The 26569-nt window shown below is 38.9% G+C and carries 27 protein-coding genes and 1 tRNA gene; 23 read left to right on the top strand and 5 right to left on the bottom strand.

The features are described 5' to 3' along the window. Window position 1 precedes the first annotated feature (1 nt). Window positions 2-793, top strand: a complete 792-nt coding sequence (locus Q0948_RS12015) for an alpha/beta hydrolase (RefSeq protein ID WP_298352975.1) — start codon at window positions 2-4, stop codon at window positions 791-793. Window positions 794-948: 155 nt separating this feature from the next. Continuing rightward, complete coding sequence (locus Q0948_RS12010) at window positions 949-1203, top strand: hypothetical protein (protein ID WP_038598960.1); 255 nt, start codon at window positions 949-951, stop codon at window positions 1201-1203. Here the strand turns inward: Q0948_RS12010 and thiL are convergent. Then, window positions 1200-2252 (bottom strand): thiamine-phosphate kinase, encoded by a 1053-nt coding sequence (thiL, locus tag Q0948_RS12005; protein WP_298352966.1) that lies wholly within the window; start codon window positions 2250-2252, stop codon window positions 1200-1202. The genes Q0948_RS12010 and thiL overlap by 4 nt on opposite strands. Window positions 2253-2399: 147 nt before the next feature. Here thiL and Q0948_RS12000 point away from each other — a divergent pair, with 147 nt between their 5' ends. From Q0948_RS12000 to Q0948_RS11975, 6 genes are all read left to right on the top strand, one after another. Then, window positions 2400-3827 carry a choice-of-anchor B family protein gene (locus Q0948_RS12000; RefSeq protein ID WP_298352963.1) on the top strand — a complete coding sequence of 476 codons (1428 nt, stop codon included), beginning with the start codon at window positions 2400-2402 and terminating at the stop codon, window positions 3825-3827. Further along, the gene (locus Q0948_RS11995) at window positions 3824-5065 is read left to right on the top strand and encodes a choice-of-anchor B family protein (RefSeq protein ID WP_298352960.1); all 1242 of its coding nucleotides are present in this window, start codon (window positions 3824-3826) and stop codon (window positions 5063-5065) included. Before Q0948_RS12000 ends, Q0948_RS11995 begins: the two co-directional genes overlap by 4 nt. 2 nt (window positions 5066-5067) lie before the next feature. After that, entirely contained in the window at window positions 5068-6516 is a 1449-nt protein-coding gene (locus Q0948_RS11990) for a hypothetical protein (protein ID WP_298352957.1), read from the top strand. 8 nt (window positions 6517-6524) lie between these two features. Further along, on the top strand, window positions 6525-7274 hold the full coding sequence (locus tag Q0948_RS11985; RefSeq protein ID WP_298352954.1) for an MbnP family protein: 750 nt from the start codon (window positions 6525-6527) through the stop codon (window positions 7272-7274). Beyond that, complete coding sequence (locus tag Q0948_RS11980; protein ID WP_298352952.1) at window positions 7275-8342, top strand: cytochrome c peroxidase; 1068 nt, start codon at window positions 7275-7277, stop codon at window positions 8340-8342. It begins immediately after the preceding gene. A gap of 122 nt (window positions 8343-8464) precedes the next feature. Then, window positions 8465-8686, top strand: a complete 222-nt coding sequence (locus Q0948_RS11975) for a hypothetical protein (protein ID WP_035327058.1) — start codon at window positions 8465-8467, stop codon at window positions 8684-8686. Window positions 8687-8694: 8 nt separating this feature from the next. Here the strand turns inward: Q0948_RS11975 and Q0948_RS11970 are convergent, their stop codons facing one another. From Q0948_RS11970 to Q0948_RS11960, 3 genes are read right to left on the bottom strand one after another with little or no spacing between them, the layout of a single operon-like run. Next, window positions 8695-9762, bottom strand: a complete 1068-nt coding sequence (locus Q0948_RS11970) for a ThuA domain-containing protein (protein WP_298352947.1) — start codon at window positions 9760-9762, stop codon at window positions 8695-8697. Between the two features lie 57 nt (window positions 9763-9819). Next, the gene (locus Q0948_RS11965) at window positions 9820-10578 is read right to left on the bottom strand and encodes a sulfite exporter TauE/SafE family protein (protein ID WP_038598944.1); all 759 of its coding nucleotides are present in this window, start codon (window positions 10576-10578) and stop codon (window positions 9820-9822) included. Between the two features lie 3 nt (window positions 10579-10581). Next, window positions 10582-12621 (bottom strand): TonB-dependent receptor, encoded by a 2040-nt coding sequence (locus tag Q0948_RS11960; RefSeq protein ID WP_298352943.1) that lies wholly within the window; start codon window positions 12619-12621, stop codon window positions 10582-10584. Window positions 12622-12706: 85 nt separating this feature from the next. Here Q0948_RS11960 and Q0948_RS11955 point away from each other — a divergent pair, with 85 nt between their 5' ends. The 15 genes from Q0948_RS11955 to Q0948_RS11885 all read left to right on the top strand — a co-directional run bounded on the left by Q0948_RS11955 (window position 12707) and on the right by Q0948_RS11885 (window position 26325). Beyond that, window positions 12707-15058, top strand: a complete 2352-nt coding sequence (locus Q0948_RS11955; protein ID WP_298352940.1) for a hypothetical protein — start codon at window positions 12707-12709, stop codon at window positions 15056-15058. A 139-nt stretch (window positions 15059-15197) separates the two neighbouring features. Continuing rightward, window positions 15198-15527 (top strand): iron-sulfur cluster assembly accessory protein, encoded by a 330-nt coding sequence (locus Q0948_RS11950; protein WP_038598937.1) that lies wholly within the window; start codon window positions 15198-15200, stop codon window positions 15525-15527. A 55-nt stretch (window positions 15528-15582) separates the two neighbouring features. Then, complete coding sequence (gene sufB / locus Q0948_RS11945; RefSeq protein ID WP_038598934.1) at window positions 15583-17028, top strand: Fe-S cluster assembly protein SufB; 1446 nt, start codon at window positions 15583-15585, stop codon at window positions 17026-17028. Window positions 17029-17057: 29 nt separating this feature from the next. Then, window positions 17058-17942 (top strand): N-acyl homoserine lactonase family protein, encoded by an 885-nt coding sequence (locus Q0948_RS11940; RefSeq protein ID WP_298352933.1) that lies wholly within the window; start codon window positions 17058-17060, stop codon window positions 17940-17942. Window positions 17943-17944: 2 nt separating this feature from the next. Continuing rightward, window positions 17945-18364, top strand: coding sequence for a hypothetical protein (locus tag Q0948_RS11935; RefSeq protein ID WP_298352926.1), 420 nt, complete (start codon window positions 17945-17947; stop codon window positions 18362-18364). A gap of 23 nt (window positions 18365-18387) precedes the next feature. Continuing rightward, window positions 18388-19140: a Fe-S cluster assembly ATPase SufC gene (sufC, locus tag Q0948_RS11930; protein ID WP_035327044.1), complete on the top strand. Its 753-nt coding sequence runs from the start codon at window positions 18388-18390 to the stop codon at window positions 19138-19140. A 58-nt stretch (window positions 19141-19198) separates the two neighbouring features. Continuing rightward, on the top strand, window positions 19199-20512 hold the full coding sequence (sufD, locus tag Q0948_RS11925; protein ID WP_298352920.1) for a Fe-S cluster assembly protein SufD: 1314 nt from the start codon (window positions 19199-19201) through the stop codon (window positions 20510-20512). A gap of 125 nt (window positions 20513-20637) precedes the next feature. Further along, complete coding sequence (locus Q0948_RS11920; RefSeq protein WP_298352917.1) at window positions 20638-21852, top strand: cysteine desulfurase; 1215 nt, start codon at window positions 20638-20640, stop codon at window positions 21850-21852. 11 nt (window positions 21853-21863) lie between these two features. Beyond that, window positions 21864-22283 (top strand): META domain-containing protein, encoded by a 420-nt coding sequence (locus tag Q0948_RS11915; RefSeq protein WP_298352912.1) that lies wholly within the window; start codon window positions 21864-21866, stop codon window positions 22281-22283. After that, window positions 22267-22815 carry a GNAT family N-acetyltransferase gene (locus tag Q0948_RS11910; protein ID WP_298352909.1) on the top strand — a complete coding sequence of 183 codons (549 nt, stop codon included), beginning with the start codon at window positions 22267-22269 and terminating at the stop codon, window positions 22813-22815. Before Q0948_RS11915 ends, Q0948_RS11910 begins: the two co-directional genes overlap by 17 nt. A 68-nt stretch (window positions 22816-22883) precedes the next feature. Continuing rightward, window positions 22884-23309, top strand: a complete 426-nt coding sequence (locus tag Q0948_RS11905) for a SufE family protein (RefSeq protein ID WP_298352906.1) — start codon at window positions 22884-22886, stop codon at window positions 23307-23309. Between the two features lie 77 nt (window positions 23310-23386). Beyond that, complete coding sequence (locus Q0948_RS11900; RefSeq protein ID WP_035327034.1) at window positions 23387-23704, top strand: DUF59 domain-containing protein; 318 nt, start codon at window positions 23387-23389, stop codon at window positions 23702-23704. A gap of 11 nt (window positions 23705-23715) precedes the next feature. After that, window positions 23716-24225: a DUF2480 family protein gene (locus Q0948_RS11895; protein WP_298352900.1), complete on the top strand. Its 510-nt coding sequence runs from the start codon at window positions 23716-23718 to the stop codon at window positions 24223-24225. Between the two features lie 63 nt (window positions 24226-24288). Then, window positions 24289-25245 carry a DUF3078 domain-containing protein gene (locus tag Q0948_RS11890; protein WP_298352897.1) on the top strand — a complete coding sequence of 319 codons (957 nt, stop codon included), beginning with the start codon at window positions 24289-24291 and terminating at the stop codon, window positions 25243-25245. A 153-nt stretch (window positions 25246-25398) separates the two neighbouring features. Then, window positions 25399-26325 carry a DUF3078 domain-containing protein gene (locus Q0948_RS11885; protein WP_298352895.1) on the top strand — a complete coding sequence of 309 codons (927 nt, stop codon included), beginning with the start codon at window positions 25399-25401 and terminating at the stop codon, window positions 26323-26325. Window positions 26326-26471: 146 nt separating this feature from the next. On the opposite strand, the gene Q0948_RS11880 is transcribed toward Q0948_RS11885, so the two are convergent. Beyond that, a tRNA-Pro gene (locus Q0948_RS11880) sits at window positions 26472-26546 on the bottom strand. Window positions 26547-26569: the final 23 nt, after the last annotated feature.

Raw genomic sequence — 26569 nt, 5'->3', positions numbered from 1 at the left:
AATGACCATTAACCACAAAGGTGCTTCCATTTTTTATACAGATACAGGATCTGGTACACCTATTATTTTGCTTCACGGTTTTCTTGAAAACCATACTATGTGGGACGCTATACAAAGTAAACTTGCATCTCGACATAGAGTCATTTGTATTGACCTTTTGGGACACGGTGCTTCTGGTCATACTGGATATGTGCACACTATGGAAGATATGGCGGCCGCTGTACAAACAGTGGTTAACATTCTAGCAATCACAAAAATGCATCTAGTAGGCCACTCTATGGGTGGTTATGTGGGTCTCGCTTTCGCGAAAGCGCAACCAGAACGTATCACATCACTTTGTTTACTTAACTCAACACCACTACCAGATGACGATGAGCGCGTAGCATTGCGCACAAGGGCAAATAAAATGGCAAAAACACAGTACGAGCAGCTAGTACGTATGTCTTTTACAAATCTTTTTGACCCCAAGACAAAAGCAAACCACCACGATCAAATAAGTGAAGCCTTATATCACGCATTAAAAACTCCTGTACAAGGATATATTGCAGCAAATAGTGGAATGCAAGTACGTGAGGACCTAAGCACTTTCTGGAAAAAAGCTCCCTTTGCACAAGGAATGATACTAGGAGCTACAGACTGGATTATAAATGCAGAAACTCATAAAGACCACTTTGAAAAAGACATAGCATTTTTTAAAATCATAGATAGTGGCCATATGTCTCATATCTCACACACAGAGCTAGTGGCGAAGCTTCTGGAAGAATTTGTAACAACATCTTCAGGTCTGGATTAGACCTAAAGTAGGTAAAACTAATAGGGAATTTTACACTTTCCCTACTTGTAAATCGTTAAGCCACTTTAACGTATAAATTAATTTTTATGCTTTTGGTCGATATATTTGTGTATTTGGTAGATATTTATTTACTTTGATATCCCAAATCATAAGAAATGAAATCCATAGAAATTACCCCCCTACAACCTAAAAGAAATCAACTAGCCGCTGTTGCTTGTAAAATTTTTGGACACAAGTATCGTCTTACAAAGCGTTACCAGTCACATTTAAAAGAATTTGAATGCACGCACTGTAAAAAACAATATACGCTAGATGGTTATGGTCACTACACCCCACTTACTCCAAAAATGCGTCGCATTAATGAGGTGTACGAAAATTTTTACATCACTAAAATGTCACGTACTTCCTAGTCTTCATTAGAAAGTGCATTCCAACCACGAGCTATAAGAGGTATCTTAGTATTTGCTCTTGTAATAAGGTGAGCTCCTTCTTTTTCTTCGGTCATATGGCCTATGATTGAAAAATTAGGGTTTGCCTTAATTTTTGGAAAGTCTTCCTGTTTAATAGTAAACAGCAGCTCATAATCTTCTCCACCACTTAATGCGATGGTTGTGCTATCAAGTTCAAACTCTTCACAGCTACTTATCACTTGTGGATCTAGCGGAATTTTATCCTCATACAGATTACATCCAACACTTGAATTTTTACAAATGTGTAATATCTCTGATGACAAGCCATCACTCACATCTATCATTGATGTAGGCTGTACTTCTAGGGATTGTAAGATAGACTTTACATCCTTACGTGCCTCTGGCTTGAGCTGTCTTTCAATAAGATAACTATATTGCTCAAGGTCTGGCTGACTACTTGGATTTACTTTAAAAACAGCTTTCTCTCTTTCTAAGATTTGTAATCCCATATATGCTGCTCCTACATCTCCAGACACTACAAGTAAATCACCAGCCTTTGCTGTAGATCTTTTAGCTAATTCTTCTGGAGCTGCTTTACCTATTGCAGTAACACTTATAACGAGACCTACGTTAGACGAGGTTGTATCTCCTCCCACTAAGTCTACCTTATAATTATTACACGCAGTTTGTATACCTGCATATAACTCCTCTATTGCCTCTAGGGGAAACCTATTAGAAACTGCTATTGATACGGTTATCTGTGTAGCTTCTGCATTCATCGCATATACATCAGATAGATTTACCATTACCGCTTTGTACCCAAGGTGTTTTAAAGGTACATAGCTTAAATCAAAATGCACCCCTTCTACAAGCAGGTCTGTAGTAACGACAATCTGCTCATCTGGAAAATTGAGAACTGCAGCATCATCACCCACACCCTTTACTGTAGATGTATGGTGTATTTTAAAGTGTTTTGTAAGGTGGTCTATAAGTCCAAACTCACCTAATTCTGATAATGATGTGCGCTCTTGATTTTTATCTTCTAACATAGGCGCAAAGATAATCAAACCTATTTCTAAAGATCAATAAAAACTAATATGACAGCTAGGTAAGTGTTAAATAGAGTAATCCTTTGTAGGGAATTACCCGTCTCACTTGTTGCATTAGTATATTTATCTAAACTAATCCTCACGTCTATGAGAATATATATTACTAAGAACATACTACTTGGAATTCTTTTTACCGTTTTCCAGGTAACTTTATTATCTAGTCAAACACCTTGTGAGAATGGAATGGCGGGTGAGTTTCCTTGTTTAGGTTTTGACCTTCAAGACAGACTTACTGAGGCAGACCTCAACACTACATTTGTAAATGACAGCTGGGGATGGACTAATCCTGATGATGGTACAGAGTACGCCATCATAGGTTTAGGCAACGGTACTGCTTTTGTAGATATATCAAACCCAAATGAAATTGTTCTTATAGGTACTTTGCCTACGCACACTACAGAAAGTGTATGGAGAGATATTAAGGTTTATGAAAATCACGCTTTCATAGTAAGCGAGGCAAATGGACACGGTATGCAAGTTTTTGACCTCACAAGACTTACAGATATAACGGCTACTCCTGTAACATTTACAGAAGATGCACACTACGATGGCTTTGGTAATGCACATAATATTGTAATCAATCCTGAGAGCGGATATGCATATGCAGTGGGTACACAAACCTTTAACGGAGGACCTCATTTTATAGATATTTCAGACCCCACAAACCCTACAGCAGCTGGAGGTTATGGGCTCAATAATTACAGTCACGATGCACAGGTAGTAACCTATAGCGGTCCAGATACAGATTATACAGGTAGAGAAATACTAATAGGAAGTAATGCAAATATTGTTGCGCTTGTAGACATAACAGACAAAGCAAATCCCGTTGAGATTTCTACAATTACCTATCCTACCATAGGCTATACACACCAAGGCTGGTTTACAGAAGACCAGCGCTATTTCTTACTAGGTGATGAAACAGATGAGATAGACTTTGGTTTTAATACGAGAACTATCGTTTTTGACTTTAATGATCTTGACAACCCGATATTGTCTTTTGAGTATGAAGGGCCTACAGAAGCGATAGACCATAATGGCTACGTACTGGGTGATCTATTTTATTTATCAAACTACCGCGCAGGGATGCGGCTCATCAATATTTCAGGTATAGAAAATGGTAGTATAGAAGAGATGGGCTTCTTTGACACCTATCCTGCAAATGATTCGGCGGGATTTGGTGGCGGACTTTGGAATGTCTATCCATATTTTGAAAGTGGCAACATCGTACTAAGTGGAGGCGGTGGTTTTTTTCTTGTAAAACAAAACAGCTCTCTAGGCGTTAATGATATAGATAACCAAAATATTTCGGTAGCTATATACCCAAATCCTGCGATAGATGAAGTACATCTTTCTAGTAAAGAACCTATAGGCGATGTAAAGATTTACAATGTTCTGGGACAAAAAGTTATTGAAAAGACACTCCTTGAGAATGGTACTATATCTATTAGAGAATTAAATAAAGGTGTTTACTTTGTAAAAACAGACCACAGTACTACACGACTAATTATACAATGAAGATAACCTCTTACATACTCATTCTAGCACTTCTCATTCTCTCTTGTAAAGATGATGATGCCACAGGGTTACCAGAACCCGAAGCGCCTACCACACCAGAACAGGTAGTTACAGACATACTTGTACGCACAGCCTGTGATGGTGGAATGGCAAACATATACCCTTGCTCTAACTATGATCTTATGTCGCATCTATCACAAGAGACTATAGGGGAACCAGGCTTTAATGATATTTGGGGCTGGACAGATGCTACAACATCTCGTGAGTATGCTTTACTAGGTGGTCAGGCAAGTACTGTTTTTATAGATATTACAAATGCTGAAAGTCCAACCATCATAGGTAAACTACCTACAGCATCTATAAACTCAAGATGGAGAGACATAAAGGTATTTAATGACCACGCATTTATTGTGAGTGAAGCCGCAAACCACGGGATGCAAGTTTTTGACCTTACAAGATTACGTGATGTACAAAACACACCCGTAACCTTTGATGCAGATGCGCTATATACAGACATAGGCAATGCGCATAATATTGTAATAAATGAAGATTCTGGATTTGCTTATGTTGTAGGTACAGAAACATTTTTAGGCGGTCCACATTTTATAGATATAAGCACCCCATCTGCTCCTATTGCAGCAGGCGGTTATGAAGGGTCTGGCTATACGCACGATGCACAAGTGGTAACTTATAACGGTCCAGATATGGATTATGTAGGCCGAGAAATTTTGCTAGCCAGCAATGAAGATGTCGTGGTTATAGCAGATGTAACAGATAAAGAAAATCCACAACTCATCTCTACGGTGAGTCAAGATAACGTAGGATACATACATCAAGGCTGGTTTGATGAAAGTCATACGATTTACTATGCAAATGATGAGTTTGATGAAACCGAATTTGGATTCAACTCAAGAACACTCGTCTTTGATCTTACAGACCTAGACAACCCCGTTTACACCGGTCCTTATTTTGGACCTACACAAGCTATAGACCACAATCTCTATGTAAAAGATTTTGATTTATACCTAACAAATTACACCGCAGGGTTACGCATTGCAGATATAAGCGGCAATAGCCTTGACAGCATAACAGACATTGGTTCTTTTGACACACACCCAGAAAATGATGCTACAGAGTTTAGTGGAGCTTGGAGTGTATACCCTTATTTTGATAGTGGTAACATTATCATTTCAGATATCACACGGGGCCTCTTTATAATTCGTAAATCTGGAACTTAAGTATGAAAAAAAATAACTTTATAAATATGATGTGGTTTACGCTTTCGCGAAAGCGTACTTATTCCCTTTATATACTTCTCATCATTGCCATTGCTTGTAAAGATGATGAAGAGCTTCTTACAGACGATATTACTATAACAGATGATGTAGTAAACACAGACGACACCGTAGCTCCAGAAGAAGGTTTTACAGTACAATACACAAGCATTTATGGCGGAAGCCAGGTAGATACCTTTCAAGCCATTACAGCTACTCCAGATGGAGGATTTGCTGCTCTAGGCCACACACAAAGTGTAGATGGTGACGTGACAGATAATGACAGCCAGATTAATAAACTGTGGCTTGTTAAAGCAGATCAAGATGGTGCTATACAATGGTCTAAAACTTATGGCGGAAGTGAGGATAGCCGAGGCACAAAAGTAATTACAACTACAGATGGAGGATATGCCATACTAGGCTACAGCGAGAGCAGCGATGGTGATATGACAGAAAATGCCGGTTTTTATGATCACTGGATTGCAAAACTTGATACACAAGGCAATATACTCTGGCAGAAGAGCTATGGCTTTTCGGGTTCAGATCAGGCATATGGACTCATACAGACTACAGATGGTGGCTTCTTTACCTCAGGATTTCTAGACGTAACAGCATCTCAAGGAGAAGGCAATGACGGTTTACAAGACCCTAATAACACAAACGATAATACGCGTGCTACACTACACGGCGTAGGAGAGTTTTGGGGTCATAAACTGGACGCAAGCGGCAACCTGGAGTGGAGAAGGTATTATGGAGGTACAAATAACGATAGGTCATATGTGGCTCTACAAGCACCAGATGGTGGGATACTTATGGTAGGTAACTCAGAAAGTAACGACTTTGACATATCAGACTCGCAAGGAAGTTATGACTTCTGGGCAGTAAGACTTAGCGCTAGCGGAGATTTACTCTGGGAGCGATCGCTAGGAGGTAGCCAGATAGAAATTGCATATACAGCTACCACCACACCAGATGGAGCCTACCTACTAGCCGGCGATACGAGAAGTAGTGATGGAGATGTAACAAACTTTCGCGGAAGCGCAGATGTATGGCTCGTAAAACTAAGCGACCAGGGAGAACTACTCTGGCAGAAAACACTAGGCGGATCCAATTTTGAAACCACTCGTAGCATCATACAAACGCCAGATGGGTATGCTATAACGGGTGCCTCGCGTAGCCTAGATGGACAGGTAACGACTAACAATGGCCAAAACGATATCTGGGTAGTCTCTATAGATCAAGACGGCGAGTTGCTCAAGCAACAATCCTTTGGCGGGAATGGTCAAGATTTTGGCTATGGCATCACCGCCACTACAGATGGAGCTTTAATTATCTCTGGAGACACAGATAGCACAAGTGGCCCCCTAGTTGCCTCAAAAGGAGCAACAGATGCCGTAATTATAAAACTTAACTAATTAATATTATGAAACAGATAATCGCTTTATGTACAATCGCACTCCTCTTGCTATCGTGCAATGAAGATAATGATGAAATGGATACAGCTTATGGATCTTTAAACCTAGTCTTTGAGAACACCGTTGCATCATCTCCACTCACACTCAACACGCAAACCTATGCAAACCTAAGTGGTGAAGAGTACAGCGTTTCAGAACTAAAATATATTATTTCAAACATACAACTTACAAGGTCAGATAACACCGTCCATACGATACCGGTAGATAGAAGTTATTTTGTAATAAACGAGGCAGGTACAAAAACGGCGCTACTAGATAGCATCCCAGTAGGTGACTATACGAGTATAAACTTTGGTTTTGGTGTAGACCCTACACGCTACCCTATTGAGTCTGGATCTGTAAACTTTATTCCTACTGCAGAGGAGGCTGGTATGTTATGGACTTGGTCTGCAGGATATAAGTTTTTAAAATTTGAAGGTAATTATTCAACCACAGTAGATACAGATGATGCAAACCCGTTTACTTATCACGTAGGGAGTCACGGTGCAAATCTGGATAATTATAAGGAAATTAATCTCGCTTTCGCGAAAGCGGTAACCGCATCAACCACCACAACTCAAACTATTAATTTTGATGTGGCTAAGATTTTTGACAGCACAAACACAATGTCACTTGTAGCCAAAGATGATATACAAGTAGACCCAGAAAATGCTCCAAAAATTGCCGAAAATGTACGCACAGCATTTAGTATAGAATAAATGAAACAACTATTATACATACTGCTTTTCATCTCAATCTCCTGCTCTACAGAAAGCACAGATGACACTAGCGTAATGACAGATGATGGCTACACGCCGTTACCAAATCCTGCGCTTAATTTTGAGATCCCTTCAAATTTTCCGGAGAGTACGTATGACGTTACCCAAAACCCACCTACAGAGCAAGGATTTGAGCTGGGTAAGAGACTATTTTTTGACGGCAGGCTCGCTTCAGATGGAGTTGTTTCTTGTGGTTTTTGTCACATACAAGAGTTTGCATTTACCCATCATACACATATCACCAGTCACGGTGTAGATGGGCAAATAGGTAGTCGCAATGCACAGCCGTTACATAACTTAGCATTTATGGCAGACTTCACTTGGGATGGTGCCGCAACGTTTTTAGACTCACAATACATCATACCCATAACTGCAGAAAAGGAAATGAATGAAACCATCTCTAATGTGCTTAATAAACTGCGCGATGATGACAACTATCCGCAGTTATATGCAAATGCTTTTGGTGACCAAGAGATTACTACAGAGCGCACATTTAAGGCATTATCACAATTTATAGTGATGATGATAAGTGGAAACTCAAAATATGATAAGTGGGAACGCGGTGAGGCCGTCACACTCACCCCAGATGAAGATGCGGGTCGCATTCTCTTTGATGCTAAGTGTGCTAGCTGTCACGCAGGCACATTGCAAACAGACCAGACATATCGCAATAATGGTCTGGCGATAGACCCAGCATTTAATGATATAGGTAGGGAACGTGTCACGGGTTTACCAGAAGATAATAGAAAGTTTAAAGTACCCAGTTTACGTAATATTGAGATCACCTTTCCATATATGCACGATGGTAGATTGCAGTCACTACAAGATGTATTAGATTTTTATACGAACGGTATTACAGCAAGTGATAATCTAGATCCACTTCTTGTACGCCCAGATGGCACGCTAGGCTTAGACATCACACAAGATGAAAAAGAAAAAATCATTACTTTTCTTAAAACACTTACAGATAACGACTTCTTGCTAGACAACAGGTTCAAAGAATTTTAACAATGCTTTTGGTTTGGCTTGCATATAAGGCTTTTAAATCATAAAATAATCATAAATGATTCAGATTTCTAGCCAAATAGAAAATGTTTAATTAATTTAACCTAAAATTAAACAAATTAGTTATGGACCTCTTACAACAAGCTGAAGTTTATGAAAATAGAACAATGAGTCATATGTCTACAAGCGACAGAGTTGCCGCTTCTAGAGAAGGAAAGAAACTCATTCTTGCCATAAACGAGATTTACAAAAAAACAAAAGATAGCCACCTTATGGAGGTTATGAAACGTCTTACTGTAAAAAAGAAAAAAATAGAGAAACGTATTAAGGGGAGACTTGCCGCTTAATTACATTTTTATAAAGGATTATAAGAGCGCATTTTTGCGCTCTTTTTTGTTGGAAAATCTTTTGGTGCCTCTTGGGTCACCTTTCCTGTAGCTGCCCACTCTGCCCCTCTTTGTAGTGTTGTAATAAACCCAACACCCTCCATAGAGTAATCCATATGTCCTAGCGCTGTATGAAACACGCGACCCTCCTCGTAGTTAATAGCCATAAGTAATGGCTCTGTACGCCCAGACCCCTTATTTTCTGGTGCCCAAGGTTGTGCATTACCTTCTACATCTGAGTATGCAGTGGCTAGCACCGTAACATTTTCTGCAGGACCACGCAGGCGGTCATATAATTCGTCTTTAGTATGTAACCACTCTGCAGGTAGATCTTTCATAATAGGATGCTCTGGCGCTCTGGTCGTAATTAAAAACTCAACCTCTGGGCCGTGAGAAGATTCCTCACCGTTTACAGGAGCGATAACTTGCTCATCATTTTCATTATAATAAATCTGATTTCCTTTGGTAAGGTCACGATGACCCCAGCCACCTACACCTATCATCTTGTTATATGCCTCCCAGTCTCCAAAGGAATTATTTGCCGCGTGTACAACTACCAGTCCTCCACCGCTTGCCATATACTGCTCAAAATTAGATTTTACCTCATCTGTCCACTCGCTTGAGTCCATCCCAAAATTTGAAATAACCACATCATACTTATTAAATTGTGGATTAAAACTTGGGTCTGGCGTAATGGTGTCTGTAGAGGTATGTACTCTATAATCTTCCCATCTATATAGATCTACCAGCTTTGTTATACTATCGTGATTAATACCATTTACAGTGCCGTGGTGTGGTCCTTGATACAGGTATTTTGCACGATGAAGGTCTACTATAAATAGGCCTGTTTCTTCAAGGTAAGATTTCATCATCACCGAAGTTTTAGGCCATACTCCGTGATTATTCTGACCATCTATTACGAGTGCACGCAACTTTTTGGGTTGCATCTCTTCTTGCTTTTCTGTTTGACCTTGCTCTCCACATCCTATTACTATAATGGACATAAAAGTGAGTGCTGCTAGATAGAGATTTTTCATATAAATAGTTTTTTTTGATAATGTGAGTGGGTATCACGCTTTCGCGAAAACGGACACTTAAAATAAAAATAATTTTGCAATGGCTGCTATGAGCACTACTATTAAAACATAGTAAGCCACCTTATCTGCTCCCTTATACTTTGTGGCAAAGCGAGCGGTGAGAAAACCTCCTATAGTTTGTCCCACAGCCATAATAAACCCTAGTTTCCAGTCAATAAGACCTTGGTAATGGAATAGACCTATCACTAGTAACGTATAGAGACCTATGACAAATCCTTTAAGCGCATTACTTTCTATGATATTCATACGCATACCCAGCACCATAATAATAAGAAAGAAGACTCCCATCCCCATCTGTATAAACCCTCCATAAAAGCCTAGTGCAAATAATAGAGGAATGTAGATATACCACTTAGGTCTAAACTCAAGATCTGTCTCTCGCAACCAGCGTTTAGGTCTTACGAGTACAGCAACAAGCATAAAGAGCATCATAAATTTAAACACAGCTCTAAACTGCTCATTACTTACATTTATCGCAAGCAGGCCTCCCGCAACCGCGCCTATAAAAATGGGAATAATGTACTTTTTATGACGAGCGATATTAAGCCTCCCGTTTTTATGAAACACCCACGAGGTTGCTGCACACTGTGTAAAAATGCCTATTCTGTTTGTGCCGTTTGCTACATTAGGAGGTAAGCCTAGCACCTCGGTTAGTATGGTGAGTGTTATGGCGCTACCGTTACCTGCAAGGGTGTTAATCCCTCCAGCTATTAAGGCTCCTATGATGGCGATAGCATATGTTTGTAATTCTGTCACTTTTTAAAAATTTAAGATAACCCCTCCATACATTGTAAACCCAGGTGCTGGCTCATAAAACCTGTTGCCAAAAGCATTGATACGCACATTATCTGTGTATTCTTGATCGAGTGCATTATTGATCCCAAGATACGGCTTGATTTGTATTTCTCTAAACAGAGTCTGGTAACTAAGCTGTACGTTTACCAGCTCGTAGCCGTCTATCTCTGTGTCATTACTATCTTGTGCAAACTGTGACCCTATAAAGTTTGCACTCACCCGTGCACTAAAACCTGCATCTGTATCATATAATAATCCCAAAGTAGACATATGCTTTGCAATACCAGGCAAGGCATTACCCGCATAATCTGTATCTCCCACGGTAAACTCATCATAAGTAAAATCTGAGTAGGTATAAGATGCTGTGGCTTGCAGGTTTTTTGAGAAGGCATACTGCCCCTCTACCTCAACACCTAGCCTGTTAGTTTTACCTGCATTTCTATAAAACTCGCGATCTGGAAAAGCTTCTAGTTCAAAAGGGACAAGGTCGTCACGTGTATTTATACTAAAAGTGGTTACTTGATAACGCAGCTTGTTACTTAAGGCTCCCTTTACACCCACCTCAACGCTTGTCGCTTTTTGAGGAGCTAAATTTTCGTTAAAGCCTGAAAGACCATCTGGACTCGTAGACACCTCAGATAATGATGGAGTTTCAAAACTGGTTGACACATTTATAAAGGGTATAAACGCTTTCGCGAAAGCGTAACTCACACCCACACTTGGATTAAAAGAATTTAAAGTCACACTCCCAGAATCATCCCCGTCGCTAAGAAAATCATCATCTGCCGAAAGTTTATTGTAATCAAATCTAGCCCCGGCGGTAAAAAGCCATTTATTAATATTGAAGTGATCTGTAAGGTAAACTCCAAGGTTTGTAAACTTCTCCTTTTGACTAAGGGAAAGATCTCCTTGCTCGCCTTCAAGGTTTTGAAACCTGCGGCGACTGTCATTTTGAAAAGCAAAATCATACCCTACTTGTAAGGTGTTATGACCCTTAGTATATCTATAGGCTGCTCCCTGACCCATATAATTACGATTGAGGTCTACTATGCCACCATTTTCAAAAGGAAGTAGTCCATCAAAAAGCCTATTGCTATAAAACCCATAGGTGGTGAAGCTGCTCTTTTTATTTATTAACCACTCTAAACTCGCTCCTACTTTAAGCTGTGAGATAGCTTCTCCAGTTTTAAAAAGCTGGTTGCGATCGCGGGCTTGTCTTCTGTTTGCATTTACCTCTTCTAATGTCAACCCTCCTGGGTCATCTGCCTGCGGGGCATCTGTGTAATTAAGTATGGTGGTTAGGTAAAGGCTGTCTGCAAGTGCAAATTTTCCTTTAAAATTAGTATTAATTTGCTCAAAACCACTTTGATCTCTGTATCCATCAGACTGCATATAATTTGCGTGAAAGATATAACTCGCTAGTGAGTCTCCTATAGCTGCTGTGGCTTGATAATTTTGAAAACCGAAAGCACCAGCGCCCACCTTTATATCAGTACCTAGATTTTCTGAATCATAAGACCTTGTTTTTATATCAATAACTCCTCCAGAGGCATTTCCGTAAAGACTCGAGCTAGGCCCTTTTATAACCTCTATAAGATCTATAATTCCTAAAGTGAGGTTATCTAATTGCCCTTGACCATCTGGCGTAGTTTCTGGTATGCCGTCTACAATAAGCTTTATCCCTCGTATCCCAAAACTAGACCGGGCCCCAAAACCGCGTATAGAGACTCTTAAATCTTGAGCAAAGTTCGTCACATTCTGAGTAAAAACTCCAGGAACTCCTTGTACATATTCTTGTAGTGATAATTGCTGTCGTGTTGCATCTTGTGGTACTGTTTTAATTACAGAAACAGCGGCAGGAATTCTGTCTAGAGTACTTTGTATTCTAGTAGATTGTATGATTACAGTATCTATAGTTTGCTCAGGTATTGACCCCGTCTGACTGTAACAAATTGATGCAAAAGCTAACAAATTGATAAGTGTTACGATGCGTGTCTTTTTCAATGGCTTAATTTTTACCGAAAAGTACTGCCTACCAGAAGAACATCAAAATAAAGCTACCTTTACTTATACCAATCATACAATTAAGATGAAAAAACTCAAGCAGTTAAAAAAATGGTTTTATAAGATTCTCGCAAAAGTAACTCCAGGCAAAACGAGCACGCGAGGAGCAGCGATTGCCTTGCTCATAGTAAGTGCCATTTTATATACTATAGCAGCTATCGCTTCTGTCACAAAATCAAAAGACCCTTGGTTTTTACTCTTCTTTGCGGTCTTTGTGATAATCATAGTGCTTAGCGCATATTTCTTTTTATGGATTTTAAGGAAATACAACCGTATGCCTAAAATATTGAAGCTAGCGCTGCTCATTGCAATCCCTCTATTATTTGTAGCACTCGCCTTTGAGGGTATCTATGTATTTTTTGCTTTTTGTATTATCTCCTTAATAGGTGGAGTTATTGCATTATTTACCACAAATGTATTTTCATCCTTATCTAAGGTTAAAAAAGGAATTGCACTTCTGTGCCTGCTAGTTGGCATCATAGGTTTGGTAAGTGTTATTAATGGATTACTCCCACGCGGTTTTGACATAAAACCAGTACTTAATGCTGCTGCATTGCATAAAAGTGCTGTGCAAAAAATAGAAGCTCCGTCACCTGCAGCACGAGGAGATTATACTGTAAAAAAGATAACATATGGTAGTGGTAAGGACAAACATAGACCAGAATTTGGCAAAGATGTCACCCTTACTACAAAAGCCGTAAATGGTGTTCCTTTTTTAGATAATTGGGAGGGTCTCAGTGGCTGGTATAGGGAACACTTTTGGGGTTTTGATGATAAAGAGTTACCGCTTAATGGATATATATGGTATCCAGAAGGAGAAGGGTCATTCCCACTCGCGCTCATTGTACACGGTAATCACTTAATGTCAGACTTCTCAGATGTAGGTTATGAGTATCTTGGGGAGCTACTCGCTTCTAGAGGTATTATTACTGTATCTGTAGATCAAAACTTTCTTAATGGCTCTTGGGCAGATATTACGGGCGGACTTGATGAGGAAAACGATGCCAGAGGCTGGATGCTATTAGAACACCTACGTGTATGGCACGAGTGGAACAAAACTGAGAATCATCCTTTTTATCAAAAAATAGACACGACTAGTATTGCTCTAATGGGACACTCTAGGGGTGGAGAAGCTGTGGGTCACGCCGCTTTTATGAATACCCTACCCTACTACTCTGATGATGCGTCCATACCCTTAGACTATAATTTTAATATCAAATCTATAGTAGCTATTGCACCTGTAGATGGGCAGTATCAACCTGGCAATGCGCCTAACGAGTTAAAAGATGTGAGCTACCTTACTATACACGGTTCTCAAGATGGTGATGTGACTTCCTTTGCTGGGTCAAAACAATATGAACGAATCACCTTCTCAGACAGCACATCTCATTTTAAATCTGCCGTGTATGTACAAGGAGCAAATCACGGCCAGTTTAACACCAGCTGGGGAGAAAATGACACCTCAGATGCCAGCACCTATTTTCTTAATAATAAGCAGCTTCTATCTGGAGAGGAGCAACGCGAGATTGCCCGCGTTTACATAAGTGCTTTTTTAGAAACAACACTTACAGATAAGATGAGTTATAAACCACTATTTGTAGATGCTCGAACAGCCGCAGACTGGCTTCCAGAAACAATCTATTTAAGTCAATATGAAGATAGCTCTTTTACTCCGCTAGCAACATATGACGAAGATTTTAATGTAATCACAGGTACAAAAGACAGCACTACAATTAAGAGTACAAATGTAACTGTCTGGCGAGAACAAGAAATTAGTCTTAAATGGGGAGAAAAAGGTTCTCGAGCGGCTTTTGTGGGCTGGCACTATAAAGATATAGAAGAAGGTGATCCTATACCAGACTCACTAGTGGCAACCTATAAGTATACTTTTAAGCCAGAGCCGTTAGATAGCACAATGGCACTCACTTTTACCCTCGCAGAGTCTACAGAAAGTACAAACCCTAAGTCTAGCGGAAAATGGAAAGATAATGAAGATACTACAGAAAACGAGCTCGAAAAAGAAATTGAAAAGGAAAATGAAACAGATGATGAAAAGCTTGAGGACAACATCCCAGATGCACCTATAGATTTTAGTATCATCATTTCAAACAGCGATGGTCAAAAAGTCACCTTCTGTCTTAGTGATTTTTCTGCATTGCAACGCGAAATAGAAGTACGCATATGGAAGTCACAGTTTATCACAGATGATAGCGCCTCAGAAAACATTTTTCAAACCTTTATGTTTCCATTTGCAGAGATTCAAGAAAGGAACCCAGACTTTGACATCTCCTCTATAAATCATCTAGTATTTCGGTTTGACAAAACCCCAGAAGGAGTAATCATTATAGACAATTTAGGGTTTATGAAAACCCTATAAATCACACACATAACAAAGCAAAAACTATAAACTATACTTCACTATAGAAAACACCTATCTCACCATCTGTTAGTTATATGTTAGGATGCGTTGAAAAACGCGACCTAAGCCGTATATTTGCAAACTATTTAGACCGATTATGATTAAAGTAGATCCAGCAGCAAAAATTAAGATCGCCAGCCTTATGCAGGAGGACGGTTTTGATGTAACCACAGACTATGTGCGCGTAGGTGTAAAAAGTGGTGGTTGCAGTGGCTTGTCATATGACCTTCATTTTGACAAAGCTCATAAAGAAGATGATAAAGTTTTTGAAGACAACGATGTAAAACTAATCGTAGACAAAAAAAGTTTTCTCTACCTCATAGGTACTACGCTAGAGTATAGCGGAGGACTTAATGGTAAAGGTTTTGTGTTTAACAATCCCAACGCACAACGCACTTGTGGTTGCGGAGAAAGTTTCTCACTATAAATAAAAAATGTTAGTACGCTTTCGCGAAAGCGTACCCTAGCTAGAAAAAGATACAATGGCATATACTGAAGACGATTTAAGGGAAGAGTTAAAAACCAAAGAATATGAGTATGGTTTTTTTACAGACATCGAGACTGAGACATTTCCTGTAGGATTAAATGAAGACATCATTCGTGCAATTTCTAAGAAAAAGGAAGAACCACAATGGATGACAGACTGGAGGCTTGAAGCTTACAAAGTGTGGCAGTCTATGGAAGAACCAGACTGGGCAAACGTAAATTATGAAAAGCCAGATTTTCAATCTATCGCATATTACTCTGCACCAAAATCTGTAGATCCAAATAAAACTCTAGATGATGTAGATCCAGATTTACTGGCGATGTACAAAAAACTAGGTATCTCTATAGATGAGCAAAAGAGAATGAACAATGTCGCGATGGATATTGTAGTAGACTCTGTATCTGTAGCAACTACATTTAAGAAAACACTAGCCGAAAAAGGGATCATCTTTATGAGTATCTCTGAGGCAATAAAGGAACATCCAGAACTAGTGCGTAAGCACCTAGGTACCATTGTCCCTGTAAAAGACAACTACTATGCAGCTCTTAACAGTGCTGTGTTTTCTGACGGATCTTTCTGTTACATTCCTAAAGGGGTGCGTTGCCCTATGGAGCTTTCTACTTACTTCCGTATAAATCAAGGAGGTACTGGACAGTTTGAAAGAACATTACTCGTGGCAGATGAGGGTAGTTATGTAAGTTACCTAGAAGGTTGTACAGCGCCTAGTCGTGATGAAAACCAACTACACGCCGCAGTGGTAGAGCTTATCGCTCTAGATGATGCAGAGATTAAGTACAGCACCGTGCAAAACTGGTACCCTGGTAACGCAGAGGGTAAAGGAGGAGTTTACAACTTTGTAACAAAGCGTGGTCTTTGTGAGAAAAATGCAAAAATCTCTTGGACACAAGTAGAGACAGGATCTGCAGTAACGTGGAAGTATCCTTCTTGTATCTTAAAAGGTGACAACTCAATAGGAGAATTTTACTCTATCGCTGTGACTAATAATCACCAGCAAGCAGATACGGGTACAAAAATGATACACTTAGGTAAGAATACTAAAAGTACGATTATCTCAAAAGGTATCTCTGCCGGTAAATCTCAAAACTCATATAGAGGTCTTGTAAAGATTAACTCTGGAGCTACAAATGCTCGTAACTTCTCGCAATGTGACTCACTACTTATGGGTAACGAGTGTGGAGCCCACACCTTCCCATATATTGAGACAAAAAATAAGACTGCTCAAGTAGAACACGAGGCAACAACTAGTAAGATAGGTGAAGACCAGATTTTTTATTGTAACCAGCGTGGTATTGATACCGAGAAGGCAATTGCCCTTATCGTAAACGGCTTCTCAAAAGAGGTACTTAACAAACTCCCTATGGAGTTTGCTGTAGAAGCTCAGAAGTTACTTGAGATCAGTCTAGAAGGATCTGTAGGATAGATTGTCATAACACTCAATCAAACTAAGAGATGAAAAAACTAGTTATCATAGCAATCATTGCCGGCCTTTTTACTTCGTGTGAGGAGTTTAAAAAGGGGTTTGAAGATGGTAAAAGAGACGCTCAAGAAAAAGCGGAAACTGTTACTAATGAAACACCAGAAGTAACTCTTTATAAGTTTTCTGGAGGTACTGTTCAAGCAAATAACCTCAATCTGTTTGCTCAAGGAGACACGTATAAAGGAGAGTCAAAAGAACTTGCAGATGCCTTTTATGTAATAAAGCATCCAGATGGGGTGTTACTTTGGGATACAGGTTTACCTGAGATGCTAGTAGGTCAAGAGCCATACACACCAGAAGGAGGTGCTTTTACTATCTCTCGTAAAGATTCTATAAAGACGCAACTTGCGAGTGTTGGGATGACAACAGAGGATGTAGATATGATTGCTTTTTCTCACATACATTTTGATCACACGGGAGCTGCAAATCATTTTCCTAAGGCCAAGTGGTTTGTACAATCTACAGAATATGACTTTGCAAACAGTGAGGAGATTCAAGGAAATAGTTTTTATGCACCAGCTAGTTTTAACCAGCTTACTAATGTAGAAAAACTAGATGGAGACAAAGATGTCTTTGGCGACGGTACAGTTATCATAAAATCTATGCCTGGTCATACTGCAGGACACCAAGTATTGTTTTTACAACTTAAAAACAATGGTCCCACCCTATTATCTGGTGATATATATCACTTTGAGAAAAATAGACAAAACGCTGTTGTACCTCAGTTTAACTACGACATTCCAACAACAGAGAAGAGTATAAAGGAATTTGAAGCTTTCGCGAAAGCGCAAAACGCAACGGTAATCATACAGCACGACGCCGAAGACTTTGCAAAAACACCAGCAATACTTAATTAAGAATGAAAAAATTTCTCCTCTTAGCGATAGCGATAACAGCATTTATTTCTTGCAAGGAAACCCCAGCAAGTAATCAAGTTGCTGCCGAATTTGAAACACTAGAGGGAGAATTTATTTATCTAGCAGATGCTGCTGTACTTAAAGGAGATACTTTTATTTATGGCGTAACACTAGATGAAAAAATGCACGAGCTGGCAACTATTATAAAACCATTACAACGTGATGAGTTTGATATGGTGCCAGTAATTATAAAAGGAGAATTGCACTCAAAAGCAGCTGGAGAGGAAGGTTGGGATGAGATTGTAACGATAAAAGAAATACTTGAAGTCAAGGCACCAACAGGTGAGACTCCATTAAAATTAGAAGCAGGAGACAAACTCAAAACAGAGGGCGGATCTTTAAAAGTAGAAAGCGGTAAATAATCGCACAATTAGAACGTAGAACTATGTTATCAGTAAAAAATCTGCACGCAGGCATTGAAGAGAAAGATATTCTTAAGGGAATCAACCTTGAGATGAAGGCCGGAGAAGTGCACGCAATTATGGGACCTAATGGTTCTGGTAAAAGTACACTCGCTTCTGTTATTGCAGGAAAAGAAGAGTATGAAGTAAGTAATGGAGACATAGACCTTAATGGTGAATCTCTATTAGAAATGGATCCAGAAGAAAGAGCTCACGAGGGTGTTTTCTTATCTTTTCAATATCCTGTTGAGATACCTGGTGTATCTGTAACAAACTTCATCAAGACTGCTATAAACGAGACTCGAAAAGCAAAAGGACTAGAAGATATGCCAGCTAGTGAGATGCTTAAGAAGATTAAAGAAAAAGCAGAACTCCTTGAGATGGACCGTAAGTTCTTATCTAGATCTCTTAACGTAGGTTTCTCTGGAGGAGAAAAGAAACGTAACGAGATTTTCCAGATGGCAATGCTAGAGCCTAAGCTTGCTATTCTAGACGAAACAGATTCTGGACTTGACATTGACGCACTGCGCATTGTTGCAAATGGCGTTAACAAGCTTAAGAGTGAAGATAATGCAGTACTTGTAATCACTCACTACCAGAGACTTCTTGACTACATCGTGCCAGATTTTGTACACGTACTTATGAACGGTAAGATTGTACGTTCTGGAGGAAAAGAACTTGCTCTAGAACTAGAAGAAAAAGGGTACGACTGGCTCAAAGAAGAAGTAGGTGCATAACTAGACCTGTTGCAGTAGTGATTTAACATCACACAAACAGATCTTACAACAGAACAATATGAGTTTAAAAGATAAATTAGTAAGTAACCACATCGTCTTACAAGAAAGTATAGATGCAGATTCGCCTATCTACGGGATACGCAATGAAGCTATCAAAACTTTTGAGGCAGAAGGGTTTCCTACCAAGAAGTTAGAAAACTGGAAATACACCTCACTTAACAGCATTCTTAAAGAAGACTACAACATCTTCCCTAGCAAAGAAGCTGCTCTTGATTTTAAGGATGTAAAACAGTATTTCTTAAATGATGTAGACACCTATAAAATTGTTTTTGTAGATGGTGTTTACAGTTCATACCTCTCTGAAACTACACACGATGGTATAGATGTGTGTACAATGGGTGCTGCACTTACAAAACCTAAGTACAAGCAAGTAATAGATGTGTACTTTAATAAAATTGCAAAAGGCGAGTCAATGGATGCATTGAACACTGCTTATGCAAAAGATGGTGCATATATCTACATACCAAAAGGAAAAGTAGCTCAAAAGCCTATACAGATAGTACACTTCTCTACTGGAGCAAATGATGCTATGATGTTACAACCACGTAACCTCATTGTAGCCGAAGAAAACTCTGAAGTACAAATCATAGAGCGTCACCAGAGTCTCTCTGACAAAAAGGTCTTAACAAACGTCGTTACAGAGATTTTTGCAGATAAAAGAGCCCTTGTAGATTACTATAAGATTCAAAATGATAAGCTTGAAGCTTCTCTTATAGACACCACAGAAATTGAACAACATAAAGAAAGTATTGTATCTGTACATACATTCTCTCTAGGTGGTAACATCACTCGTAACAACCTTAACTTTTACCAGAAGGGTGAGTATATGGATTCTATCCTTAAAGGTGTTACGATTATAGAAGGAAAACAACACGTAGATCACAACACGCTTGTGCACCACATCACACCTAACTGTGAGAGTCACCAAGATTACAAAGGTATCTTTGCCGAAAAATCTACTGGTGTCTTTAACGGAAAAGTTGTTGTGGAGAAAGAAGCCCAAAAGACTAATGCGTATCAGTCTAATAACAACATCTTACTAGATGACACAGCGACCATAAACTCAAAGCCTCAGCTTGAGATCTTTGCAGATGATGTACGTTGTTCTCACGGTTGTACTATCGGACAACTAGATGAAAGTGCATTATTTTATTTACAATCACGTGGTATAGGTGAAAAAGAAGGACGCGCATTACTTATGTATGCCTTTGCAAACACTGTACTTTCTAGTGTTAAGATTCCACAGCTTAAAGCAAGAATCACAAAACTTATTGCAAAGAAAATAGGTGTAAACATCGGTTTTGATCAATAAGATTGACTTCAAATAATTACAAAAGCCGCTACCTATCGTAGCGGCTTTTTTTATACATATAGACAGGCTCCTATAACTGGTTAAAAGTCCTTCAGTTTGTATCTTTGTACTAAAGAAAAAATGCTATGTTAGATATTAAAAAAATACGTGAAGACTTCCCTATTCTCAAAAGAGAAGTAAACGGAAAACCGCTTATTTATTTTGACAATGCCGCAACATCACAAACACCACAAGTTGTTATAGACGCCATTTTAGATTATTACTCTAACTATAATGCAAACATACACCGTGGCGTACACTCACTCTCACAAGAGGCCACAGATGCTTATGAGGAAGCACGCATAAAAATCCAGAAGCATTTTAACGCAGCACAGCCGTATGAGATTATACTCACCGCAGGCACAACGCACGCCATAAACCTAGTGGCAAATGGCTTTGCAAGTATTCTAAAAAAGGGCGAAGAGGTACTCGTTTCGGCGCTAGAGCATCATAGTAATATTGTACCGTGGCAAATGCTTTGTGAGAAGACGGGCGCTATACTTAAAGTTATACCACAAACAGAAAGTGGAGAACTGGATATGGACGCTTTCGCGAAAGCGTTATCACCACAACTCAAACTGGTCTTTGTAAATCACGTATCAAACGCATTAGGAACCATAAACCCTATAGAAGAAATCATTACCGAAGCTCACAAAGTAGGTGCAGCGGTACTAATAGATGGCGCACAAGCAACACCACACATAAAACCAGATGTACAAGCCCTAGATGCCGACTTTTACGTATGCTCTGCTCACAAAATATGTGGCCCGACGGGTGTAGGCGTGTTATATGGTAAAGAAGAATGGCTTACTAAACTCCCTCCTTATCAAGGTGGTGGCGAGATGATAGACCAGGTGAGTTTTGAAAAAACAACCTACGCGGGTCTACCACATAAATTTGAAGCAGGAACACCTAATATTTGTGGCGGCATTGCTACAGGTGTGGGCTTAGATTATATGAATGGGCTAGGTTTTGATAATATTGCAGCTTATGAAGATGAGCTTTTACAGTATGCCACAAAGCAGCTCCTCGAGATTGAAGGGCTTAAAATTTATGGCACATCTGCACATAAAACTGCGGTAGTTTCTTTTAATGTAGGTGAGATTCACCCTTATGACATTGGCACCATACTTGATAAATTAGGTATAGCAGTGCGCACAGGGCACCATTGTGCTCAACCCATTATGGACTTTTATAAAATACCAGGTACAGTACGTGCCTCATTTTCTTTCTACAACACAAAAGAAGAGATTGATAAATTTATAGATGGAGTAAAACGCGCAGTTGCGATGTTATCTTAAAAAATAGAATTATGAAAGCAGTATATACTCTAGTACTTTTTATAGCAGGCTTTACGATAAGTCACGCCCAGTTATCACAAGCTCCAATGATCTTTAAAGGTGATTTTATGATTACATCTGTGGCTGGAGAAGACGTCTCAGAGACAGCATTATCTCTTACTATTGATAATAAAAAGCGTTCTATAAGTGGCACAACTGGCTGTAATAACTATATGACAGATTATGCACTCAGAGGTACTGCGCTTCAGTTTTCATATGTGGCTAATACAAAAAGGGCTTGTCCTCACGATGATATAGAACAATTATATTATGACAACTTATCTGAAGTTACATCATTTCTAAAAAAGGGTGACACGATTACACTTTATAGAGATAGTGATGCAATCATAACAGGTATTTCCAAAAAAGCACTTATTGATAACAATAAATAGTCATCTAAGCTTACAGCCTATAAAAATTGAGGACCAACCCAAGTTACTTGAGTTAATGCAAGAAGTTTATCCAGCTGCATACGGGCATTTCTGGAAAGATGACTGCTCTTGGTACTTAAACCATATTTACAGCTTAGAAAGCCTTAAAAAAGATCTTGCTACACCACAAAGTCACTACCATTTCATACTTTATAAAAATGAAACTGTAGGTATTTTTAAATATGTGTATAATCAAGTATACACACCACTACCACCGCTAGCAGGCTTAAAGTTACATAGACTCTATTTGCACCCTTCTGTACAAGGTAAAGGAGTAGGAAGAGATATAATGCAATATGGAGAGCAGCTAGCTAGAAGGTTAGACTATAAAATAATATGGCTTGATGCGATGCACACACATACCCAGGCTCAACTGTTTTATAAGAAAGCAGGGTATATAAAAACCGAGTTTCAGCTATTGCCTTTTGACTTACTTAAAGATGAGCATCGTAAAATGTGGTATATGCACAAAATGCTCCACTCGCCAAAATGACAGTTAATCTTCTGGGCATTATCTTTGTAAAGTAATAATAGAATACAACACATACAGATATCATAATTATGGCTAGCATACAAGAAATACAAGACGAGATAGTAGATGAGTTTTCTATGTTTGAAGACTGGATGCAGCGTTATGAATATATGATTGATCTAGGCAAATCACTACCACTTATAGATGAAGCATTTAAAACAGATGACTACATTATAAAAGGATGCCAGAGCAAGGTATGGGTACACGCCACTATGGAAAATGGACAAGTAGCATTTACTGCAGATAGCGATGCAATAATCACAAAGGGAATTATTGCCATCCTTATACGAGCTTTTTCAAACCAGTCACCACAAGCAATTATAGATGCAGATACTGCGTTTATAGATGAGATAGGTCTTAAGGAACACCTCTCACCTACGCGCGCAAATGGACTCGTGAGTATGATCAAACAAATAAAACTGTATGCCGTAGCATACCAGACACAACTTAATTAAGAGCTGTATCACGCTTTCGCGAAAGCGTAACAAAACACATTAAAAACAACCCTGCACAAGCAGATTATATAAAGCATATGGAAATCAACACAGAAGAGCTAGGTGACAAAATTGTACGTGTTCTTAAAACAATATATGACCCAGAAATCCCAGTAGATATTTATGAACTAGGATTGATTTACGACGTATTTGTAAATGAAGATATGGATACAAAAATCCTTATGACTCTTACCACGCCTAACTGCCCCGTTGCAGAAACGTTACCACTAGAGGTAGAAGAAAAAGTGAAGTCACTTAAAGATGTTAAAGACTGTGAGGTTGAGATCACTTTTGACCCACCTTGGACACAAGACCTTATGAGTGAAGAAGCAAAGCTAGAACTAGGAATGCTGTAATTATTCTCGCAATGGCCGAAGAAATTATAAATAGAGTTGCAAATAGCAAGCTAGTAACCTTTGATCTAGAAGATTTATATCTACAGGGTAATAGACAACTTGTTGATATTTCTCAATGGCTAGATCAAGGTTTTATACTACGCGAGACAGCTTTTAGAAAAAGCGTAAAGGAACACGACTGGAGTCAATATACAAATGCATTTGTAGCGTTACATTGTAGCACAGACGCCATTGTTCCAGCTTGGGCATATATGCTCGTAGCCACTCATATGCAGGGTATCGCAAAAAAAGTAATTACAGGTGACCTAGCACTACTAGAGACCATATTATACACAGAAGTTATACAAGGCATAGACGTGACTCCTTATGAGAATGTACCTGTTATTGTAAAAGGATGTTCTAACAAACCCGTTCCAGAAAATGCCTATTTACTGCTCATAGAAAAATTACAGCCCGTTGCGCGTAGTTTAATGTTTGGTGAGGCGTGCTCTTCCGTACCTCTTTACAAGAAGACAAAGTAAGGCTCCTTGAATAATAAGTAAAGGCTCCGTATATTAGACTGCTTAATTCATCCCTGCTATATAATGAAGTATATACTCTTACCACTGTTACTACTAGGTACCACAATTACCTTTGCTCAAAAAACAGATAAAAAGAAAGACTCCCTTCCAGATGGGTGGAAAAGCAAAGGTCTTATGGAGTTGTTATTTAGCCAGAGCGCCTTTAATGACAACTGGCAAGGTGGAGGAACATCAAACGTAGCAGGTAACTTTAACCTTAATTGGGATGTAAATTACAAGCGTAAAAAACTCAACTGGGATACAAAGCTTACCGCAATACTAGGTCTTGCCGCTACAAAAGACCAAGTGTTTGTTAGAAAAACCACAGATAGGCTTGAACTTAATAGCCTAGTAGGTAGTCGTATAGACAGTTCAAAATGGTATTATTCTGGTCTCTTTAATTTTAGAACTCAAATGGCTCCGGGTTATGAGTTTTTTGACAGGCAAGTCCTTAATGATGCTGGTGAGGTTATAGAAACGGTACAAGATCGCAAACTCATTACAACTAGTTTTTCTCCTGCATATTTACAGATAGGTCCTGGGTTGTTATGGAAAGAAAGTAACGATTTTAAGGTAAACGTGGCTCCCGCTACGGCAAGATTTATATTTGTAAACTCTAGATTTACCACCGTAAATGAAAATGACCCTGCCGCTATTGAAGCTTATGAGCCATTTTTTGGAGTACAGGCTAATGAAAACGTACGTTTTGAATTAGGAGCTTCTGTAAGTGCTTATCATAAGGAAGAACTGTTTGAAAATATAGTTTTTGAAAACACGCTTAATCTGTATGCAGACTACCTTGAGAATACAAAAAATGTAGATATTGACTACACGCTCAATGTCGCTATGCAGGTTAATAAATACATCACTACAAACCTCGCCGTACAGCTCATATATGATGAGAATGCCATAAGCGGTCTACAAGTAAGAGAGGTACTAGGCGTAGGTCTTAAATATGCCTTTCTTGAATGGAAATCTTAAATACATTCAAATATTTAGGCAAAAGCCTTTATCTAGCACGATAAAACTCACATTTAATCGATTAAAGGAATAGTATCTGTAAAAATTTCTAAAAACCTCTCTGGTTTTTTAATAGTTATATATTTGTAATACAAAACTTAACTATTAATTATTATGAAAAGACTTATTGTATTAGGAGCTGCTATGTTCCTCGCAATCAGCTTACAAGCACAAACAGAAGAAGAGCTTAAAGCACAACAATCACCTAAAAAAGCAGAAATTGCAAAACTACAAGGAGAAGTTGACGCTCTACAAGCTAAAATAGATGCACTTCCAGGATGGAAGTACGGTGCTTTTGGAACTATAGGAGGAAATATCTCTAAATTTAACGATTGGTTTTCTCAAGGAACGCCTAACGTATCTTCAGGTAACATCACTGTTACAGGTAACGCATTTGCAAATAAACTAGAAGATAAATACTTCTGGAGAAATAGCCTTAATGTAAACTTAGGATGGGTAAAGTTTGATGACCAAGATGACGCAACAGATGATGATAGCTTTAGAGAAGCAACAGATGTTTTTAACGTATCATCACTTTACGGTTACAAACTAACTGAAACACTTGCTGCATCTGCTTTAGGAGAGTACAGAACAACTATTTTAAACAACTTTAATGATCCTGGATACCTTGACCTAGGTATAGGTGCTACTTGGACTCCTATAGAAAATCTTGTAGTTGTGGTACACCCACTTAACTACAACTTTGTATTTTCTGATAATGACGCAGTATTTGAATCTTCTTTAGGTGCAAAAATCGTTGCAGATTACACACGTCAGATTGGACAAATTGCTTTTAAGTCTAACTTATCTGCCTTTGCAAGCTACAAATCTTCAGACCTTTCTAACTGGACTTGGACAAACGGATTTGCTTACACACTATGGAAAAAGATAGGTGTAGGATTTGATTTTGGTCTTAGAGGTAACAAGCAAGAAGCTTTAAACTTTGCACAAATAGCTCAGGAGGACACTACTCTAGGGTTTGATAACATAGACAATCAAGTACAGAGCTACTGGGTTTTAGGACTTAGCTACTCTTTCTAAGCATACAGAAAATGTTGTTTTAAACAACAACTATAATAACTCAAAAGCGAGTCCATTAGGACTCGCTTTTTTTATGTCTTAACTCCAAGGTAGAATTTACTTAACATCTTAAAATAAAAAAACCAGCCTAAAAAGGCTGGTTTTTGTCGGGGTAGCAAGATTCGAACTTGCGACCTCCTCGTCCCAAACGAGGCGCGATAACCGGGCTACGCTATACCCCGAGCGTTTATCGGGGTGCAAATAT

The organism is uncultured Dokdonia sp. (assembly GCF_947496725.1).
Lineage (GTDB): Bacteria > Bacteroidota > Bacteroidia > Flavobacteriales > Flavobacteriaceae > Dokdonia.
The sequence above is the reverse complement of the archived record's forward strand: the minus strand, read 5'-3'. Positions and strand labels throughout refer to the sequence as shown.